This is a genomic window from Rhodococcus sp. BP-261 (assembly GCF_019835205.1).
Taxonomy (GTDB): domain Bacteria; phylum Actinomycetota; class Actinomycetes; order Mycobacteriales; family Mycobacteriaceae; genus Rhodococcoides; species Rhodococcoides kyotonensis_B.
This window is the reverse complement of sequence record NZ_JABUCO010000034.1, coordinates 35,657-42,142: the sequence shown is the minus strand read 5'-3', so window position 1 is coordinate 42,142 and position 6,486 is coordinate 35,657. Positions and strand designations below refer to the sequence as shown.

Below are 6,486 nucleotides of genomic sequence, written 5' to 3'. Positions count from 1 at the left end.
CGCACTGGCTGCCTGACACGGCAGGGGCCGGTGGCCGACGACATCCACCACCAGCCACCGGCCACCGGCCACCAGAAAACACGGGCCACCAGCCGCCCGCCCGCACACCAATTAAGCAACAGGCTCCAGGGTCCGACTAATCACTCACGGGCGCGCAGCGCATACACCCGCTCGGCGTTCTCGGTGACGTGCGACGCCAGCTCGACAGGATCCTGGCCACGAATCTCCGCCAGAGCCCGCGCCGTGTACGGCAGGCAGTACGACTCGTTGGGCGCACCCCGGAACGGGTGCGGCGTCAGGAACGGCGCATCGGTCTCGACGAGCAGTTGGTCGTCGGGAATCAGCACTGCCGCCTCACGCAGAGCGTGCGCGTTCTTGAAACTGACGGTGCCCGACAGACTGAGCACGTAGCCCGCGTCGATGCAGGCTCGCGCGATCTCGGGTCCCGACGAGAAGCAGTGGAAGATCACGGTCTCGGGAGCGCCTTCGTGCTTCAACACGGACAGCAGATCCTCGTCGGCTTCGCGGTTGTGAATCATCAGCGGCTTGCCGAGACGCTTCGCGAGATCGATGTGCCAGCGAAAGCCGTCGTGCTGCTCGTCGATCGTCGCGCAGCCGTCCAGCTTGCCCGGCCAGTAGTAGTCGAGGCCGGTCTCCCCGACAGCGACGACGCGGGGATCGGAGGCCAACCGCTCGATCTCGGCCTTCACGGCGTCGTCGAGAACGTTGGCGCGAGTGGGATGAATGGCGACGGCCGCCCACACCCGCGGGTCCCACTGGGCTGCGTCGACGGCGAAACGCGCGGCAGCCAGGTCGTCGGCCACGGTCACCACGCGTCCGACGCCGACGGATTCGGCGCGATCGAGAATCTCGGCCGTCGACGCGGCATCAGTGGCACCGCACGCGTCGAGGTGTGTGTGCGCGTCGACGAGGCTGTGCAGCGGCTCGGGCAAAGGTGGCGCGGGACGTTCTCTTCTCACGCCGATAGAGTAGGCGCCACCATGACTGCGCCAGCTGATGCCTCACGGCCCACCTTCTACGTCACGACCGCGATCGCGTACCCGAACGGTGCCCCGCACATCGGGCATGCGTACGAGTACATCTCGACCGACGTCATCGCGCGCTTCAAGCGCCTCGACGGATACGACGTCATGTTCCTGACGGGCACGGACGAGCACGGCCTGAAGATGCAGCAGACCGCGGTCAAGGAAGGCATCGACGTCCGCGACCTGGCAGCACGTAACTCGGATGTGTTCCAGGAGCTGGACAAGACGCTCGACATCTCCTACGACCGGTTCATCCGTACGACGGACGCCGATCATCTCGAGGCGAGCAAGGCCATCTGGACCAAGATGGTCGAGCGCGGCGACATCTATCTCGACACGTACGCGGGCTGGTACTCGGTGCGCGACGAGGCCTTCTACACCGAGAGTGAGACGACGGTCGTCGACGACGGATCGCGTGTCGCCACCGAGACGAAGACGCCCGTCGAGTGGACGGAGGAGTCCACCTACTTCTTCCGGCTTTCGGCCTATCAGGACAAGCTGCTGGAGCTGTACGAGACGCAGCCGGAGTTCATCGCACCTGCGACGCGTCGCAACGAGATCGTCAACTTCGTCAAGAGTGGACTGAAGGATCTGTCGATCTCGCGAACGACGTTCGACTGGGGCGTCCAGGTTCCGAACGACCCCGACCACGTCATGTACGTGTGGGTCGACGCGTTGACCAACTACCTCACCGGCGTCGGCTACCCCGATACGTCGTCGGAGAAGTTCCGAAAGTTCTGGCCCGCGAGCCTGCACATCATCGGCAAGGACATCACGCGGTTCCACACCGTGTTCTGGCCTGCGTTCCTGATGTCGGCGGGTATCGAGTTGCCGCAGCGTGTGTTCGTGCACGGCTTCCTGAACAACAAGGGCGAGAAGATGTCGAAGTCGGTCGGCAACGTCGTCGACCCGTTCGATCTGGTCGCCGAGTTCGGTCTGGATCCGCTGCGCTTCTTCCTGCTACGCGAGGTGTCCTACGGCCAGGATGGCAGCTACAGTCCCGAGGCCATCGTGACGCGGATGAACGCGGACCTGTCGAACGAACTCGGCAACTTGGCCCAGCGGTCGCTGACCATGGTCGCGAAGAATCTCGAGGGCAAGGTTCCGACGCCCGGCGAGTTCACCGCGGACGACGAGGCTCTGCTGGCCCGCGCCGACGCGCTACTCGACATCTGCCGCAAGGAGTTCGACGTCCAGGCGCTGCATTCCGCACTAGAGGCGATCTGGTCGGTGCTCGGCGAGACCAACCGGTACTTCTCGCAGCAAGAACCGTGGGTGCTGCGCAAGACCGATCCGGCCCGCATGGCGACCGTCCTGTACGTGACGCTCGAGGTACTGCGCATCGTCGGCATTCTCGTGCAGCCGGTGATGCCCGGTTCGGCGGCGAAGATCCTCGAACAGCTCGGTAACCCGGCGCACCAGTTCAGCGACATCGCGACGCGCATCGTGCCCGGTGAGGCATTGCCCGCGCCGTCGCCGGTGTTCCCGAAGTACGAGTAGGCACTACGCGCCGTGCGTGCGAATGTATAGCGGGCTATACATTCGCGCGCACGTGCGGCTACGCCGCCTTCTCCAACTCCTGCAGTGACGTCTCGAGATGCGTCAACATCCGCTGCAGATGCGGGACGCTACGACGACATCCGACGAGCCCGAAGTTGAGCGAATCCCCGTTGCTGGCGACGGTGATGTTGAGCGCCATGCCGTCGCACACGATCGATGCCGGGTAGATGCCGTCGAGACGTGCTCCGTTCCAGTACAGCTCCTTCGGCGAGCCCGGAACGTTGGAGATGATGACGTTGAACGGCGGCGGGGTGCTACGCACGAATCCCGGAACCGGACCGAACAGCAACGGCAGCATCGTCACGGCCCCGAATGCCAAGGACTCCAACGTGTTCAGCTCGCGCATCATGTCCTTGCCGCGCGTCGTCGATTCGGTGATGCACTGCAATCGGGTCATCGGGTCCGACTCGTGCGTGCCGAGATTGCACAGAATGGTCGTCACCGAGTTGCCTGCCGCGTCGCCCTCACCCGGCTTGCGCAGCGACACGGGAACCATTGCGATCAAAGGAGATTCAGGCAGCGCGTTCTCGCCGAGCAGGTAGGCACGTAGGGCGCCTGCACACATCGCCAGCACCACGTCGTTGAGCGTGATGTCCAATCCCTCTGCCACCGAACGCATTCGCTCGATCGACCACGTATCGGCGGCGAATCGTCTCGCACCACCGATCGGAACGTTGAACATCGTCCGCGGTGCGCGCAGCGGCAGCTGCGCACCTTCGTCACGCAACGCACGCAGTCCGATGCGCGCCGCGGCCGGGACGAAATCGAACATGTCCCCCGCGAGTCCGAGCCCCGTCGACAGACCTCCGGTGATCCGTTCGAGAGTCGACGGACTGCGACGCTGCGGCTTGCCGTCGAACAGGCTCGGGTCCCACGTCGCGACGCCGTTTCGGTCGTCCGGATCCTCGGTCAGCGTGTTCAGCATCAGCTTCAGAGCGGACACGCCGTCGACGAGCGAGTGGTGCACCTTGGTGTAGAGCGCGATCCTCCCGTCGGCCAGCCCCTCGACGATGTGCAGCTCCCACATCGGACGGTATCTGTCAAGAGGCGCACTGTGGTGAAGAGAGAGGAATTGGAACAATTCTCGAATCCTCCCGGGAGACGGAAGAACCACGCGTCGTACGTGGTATTCGAAGTCGATGTCGGTCTCGCGAGACCACGCGAGTTTGCCGACGATGTCGACTGGCCTACCTGGCCGTTTGCGGAACAAGTCGTGCACCTCACCGCCTGTGAACCTGCGGTGGATCTCGTCTGCGAGATCATGCGGTTCACCTGCGGGAACGAACAGTTGGAGACCCCCGACGTGCATCGGGTGCTCCCGCGATTCCGCGATCAGGAACATGGATTCGGTAACGGGCATCAGGGCCATGTGCGATCACCTTTACACCTAGTTTGCATAACGGTGTGACGTCGAACACGACTCTACGTTTAAAGGACCTAAGTCTCTGGTTATTGTCCGTTACCGATGGTCCTACGCAACTGCAGATCGGAGGCGAGCGCATGACAACGGTGCTCACCGCTACGCCAAGGCCGGGATTCACCCCGGCTACCCACACGTCGAGCCGGGCCGACATGCCCAGCGGAAGCCTGGCGTCGAAGGCACTCGCCGCGTATCTGCAGCACACGGTCCGTCCGTTTCTGTCCGTCTGGGCCAGGACGGCACATCTTCCGTGGCCGTTTCACGTGATCGATTACGCCGGACGGTTGGTTCCCCAGCTCAAGGGCACCAGGAGCCGACGCGTCGAACTCGCCGACTGTGGGGCGGAATGGGTCACCGCCGACGGCGTCTCCGAGGACAACGTCGTGCTCTACCTGCACGGAGGCGCGTTCGTCTGTTGCGGCATGAACACCCACCGCCGACTCGTCTCCCGTGTCTCGCAGAGCGCCGACGCGCCGGTTCTGTCGGTGGACTACCGCATGATGCCGAGAAACCCGATCTCACACGCGGTCGAAGACGGCGTCGACGGCTACCGTTACCTGCTTGCGGCCGGCTATCGGCCCGATCAGATCTTCATCGCAGGTGACTCCGCCGGCGGTTATCTGGCGTTCATGGTCGCGTTGGCTTTGCGGACCGTGAACCTGCCCAGACCTGCGGGCATCTTCGTCATGTCACCACTGACCGACATGGACCCGACGCGCAAGATCGAGCACGAGAACGCGCGGAAGTGTGCCGTGTTCCCGGCCGGTGCGGTTCCGGCGCTGACGGTGATGGCCGACCGGGTCGACGCGAAGATCGTCGTCGAGGGCAAGCGCGGGCCTCGCATCTCGCCGGTCGACGCCGATCTGACCGGTCTTCCGCCGGTATTGATCCAGGTCGGTTCGACCGAAATGGTTCTCGCCGACGCCGAACTCATGGCCATCCGCCTCGAAGAGGCGGGCGTCGAGTGCGAACTGCAGGTGTGGGACGAGCAGGTGCACGTCTTCCAGGCGGCCGATTTCCTGCCGGAGGCACGTCGGGCGATGATCGAGATCGGCGAGTTCGTGCGATCGCACTGCGCATTCGACGCCGCCCCGAGCACTGCGTGAGTAACGTTGCAACCATGGCAGTAACAGGAAACAAAGAGGTCGACATCGCGGCCGAACCCGCAGCTGTGCTCGAGGTTCTCGCCGACGTCGAAGGGTTGCCGTCGTGGTCGCCGGTCCACAAGAAGATCGAGGTCGTGGATCGGTACGACGACGGGAAGCCGCACCACGTCAAGATGGCCGTGTCGATCCTCGGTATCAACGACGATCAGGTCGTCGAATACACGTGGTCGGACGACAAGGTGTCGTGGGATCTCGTCGAAAGCTCGCAGCAGAAAGCGCAGCACGGCGAGTACACGCTGACGGCGACCGAGAAGGGCACGCACGTCGCGTTCTCGCTGACGGTCGACCCGAAGATCCCGGTGCCCGGTTTCCTCGTCAAGAAGGGCACCAAGACGGTGCTCGAAGCCGCGACCGAGGGGCTACGGCAGCAGGTCGTGGGTTAGACGTAGGTCCTGGTCATTCCGCAGGCTCCACTCCCGCCCTGGTGTAGATCTGGTCATTCCGCAGGCTCCACTCCCGCCCGCGATGCGAGGACTGCCTCGTACAGTTCCCGCTTGCCGACGCCGTTCACCGCCAGCTGGGCGCACGCGTCCTTGAGCCGCATGCCCGACGCGACCAGCTCTTCGACGTCGTCGATCAGGTCCTCGGGGTTCTCGACGACGCGTTGTGCGCCGGCGAGAACCACGGTGATCTCGCCGCGGACCCCGTCGGCGGCCCACGTCGCGAGTTCGCCGAGGGTTCCACGCTTGACCTCTTCGTAGGTCTTGGTGAGCTCTCGGCAGACCGCGGCGCGTCGTTCGGACCCGAGCACGGCGACCGCGTCGGCCAGGCACGCATCCAGACGATGCGGCGCCTCGAAGAACACGCACGCCCGCGGTTCGGTCTTCAGGGTCTCGAAGAACGCACGACGCTGGCCCTGCTTGCGCGGTGGGAAGCCGTCGAAACAGAAGCGTTCGACGGGCAGACCGGAGAGCGCAAGGGCCGTCGTCACCGCGGAGGGGCCAGGGAGGCACGTGACCGGCAGGTCGTTCTCGACGCACGCGGCGACGAGTCGATAGCCGGGATCGCTGACCGACGGCATGCCCGCATCGGTGACGAGAAGGACTTTCTTCTCTTCGCGGACGGCGTCGACGAGCATCGGCAGACGGTTGGACTCGACCTGGTCGTAGAAGCTGACCACCTTGCCGGTGATCGTCACCCCGAGCGCCGACGCCAACTGCTTGGTGCGACGCGTGTCCTCGGCCGCGACGACCTCGGCCGTCGCGAGCGCGTCGCGCAGTCGTGGCGACGCGTCGCCGACGTCGCCCATGGGGGTTGCGGCAAGGATCAGCATGCCTCCATCGTCCCGTATCGC

The 6,486-nt window shown here is 64.6% G+C and carries 6 protein-coding genes; 3 read left to right on the top strand and 3 right to left on the bottom strand.

The genetic code is table 11. The features are described from left to right. Positions 1-140 precede the first annotated feature (140 nt). Positions 141-980, bottom strand: coding sequence for a TatD family hydrolase (locus HQ354_RS23860; protein WP_222634625.1), 840 nt, complete (start codon positions 978-980; stop codon positions 141-143). Positions 981-1,001: 21 nt separating this feature from the next. Here HQ354_RS23860 and metG point away from each other — a divergent pair, with 21 nt between their 5' ends. Next, positions 1,002-2,546, top strand: a complete 1,545-nt coding sequence (gene metG / locus HQ354_RS23855) for a methionine--tRNA ligase (protein WP_222634626.1) — start codon at positions 1,002-1,004, stop codon at positions 2,544-2,546. Positions 2,547-2,604: 58 nt separating this feature from the next. Here metG and HQ354_RS23850 read toward each other — a convergent pair whose 3' ends face one another. Beyond that, positions 2,605-3,975 (bottom strand): wax ester/triacylglycerol synthase family O-acyltransferase, encoded by a 1,371-nt coding sequence (locus tag HQ354_RS23850; RefSeq protein ID WP_222634627.1) that lies wholly within the window; start codon positions 3,973-3,975, stop codon positions 2,605-2,607. 131 nt (positions 3,976-4,106) lie between these two features. Here HQ354_RS23850 and HQ354_RS23845 point away from each other — a divergent pair, with 131 nt between their 5' ends. Further along, positions 4,107-5,132, top strand: a complete 1,026-nt coding sequence (locus tag HQ354_RS23845) for an alpha/beta hydrolase (protein WP_068423943.1) — start codon at positions 4,107-4,109, stop codon at positions 5,130-5,132. A gap of 14 nt (positions 5,133-5,146) precedes the next feature. After that, positions 5,147-5,575, top strand: a complete 429-nt coding sequence (locus HQ354_RS23840) for an SRPBCC family protein (protein ID WP_068424035.1) — start codon at positions 5,147-5,149, stop codon at positions 5,573-5,575. 53 nt (positions 5,576-5,628) lie between these two features. Here the strand turns inward: HQ354_RS23840 and rsmI are convergent, their stop codons facing one another. Next, positions 5,629-6,465, bottom strand: coding sequence for a 16S rRNA (cytidine(1402)-2'-O)-methyltransferase (gene rsmI / locus HQ354_RS23835; RefSeq protein WP_222634628.1), 837 nt, complete (start codon positions 6,463-6,465; stop codon positions 5,629-5,631). Positions 6,466-6,486 lie beyond the last annotated feature (21 nt).